The sequence below is a fragment of the Streptomyces doebereineriae genome (assembly GCF_031845645.1).
Taxonomy (GTDB): domain Bacteria; phylum Actinomycetota; class Actinomycetes; order Streptomycetales; family Streptomycetaceae; genus Streptomyces; species Streptomyces canus.
This window is the reverse complement of record NZ_JAVREZ010000510.1, coordinates 1-407: the sequence shown is the minus strand read 5'-3', so window position 1 is coordinate 407 and position 407 is coordinate 1. Positions and strand designations below refer to the sequence as shown.

1 protein-coding gene is annotated in these 407 nt (G+C 64.9%); it reads right to left on the bottom strand.

Annotated features, from left to right (window positions below; genetic code table 11):
* On the bottom strand, window positions 1–407 hold a 407-nt coding region (locus RNB18_RS53015; protein ID WP_311721178.1), incomplete at both ends, for a potassium-transporting ATPase subunit KdpA.

The window sequence follows — 407 nt, the reverse complement described above, 5'->3', positions numbered from 1 at the left end:
GGGGACGGTGCCATGGGCTTGCAGCTGGAACAGCATCATCAGGCTGACGCTGACGGTGGCGATCACGGCCATCGCCGCGGCGATCGCGTAGCCCTGCTTCACGCTGCCGACCATGCGGCCGAATGTCCGTGGCAGCGAGAACGGGATCATCAGGATCAGGAAGATCTCCACCCAGTTGGTCCAGGTGGTGGGGTTCTCGAACGGGTGCGCGGAGTTGGCGTTGTAGAAGCCACCGCCGTTGGTGCCGAGCAGCTTGATGACCTCCTGGCTGGCGACCGGACCGCCCGGGATGGTCTGTGTCCCGCCAACGAGCGTGTTGACGACCTCGCTGTGCAGCGCGAAGTTCTGGATCGCGCCGCCGCCGAGCAATATCAGCGCGCCGACGATCGAAATGGGCAGCAGGATAC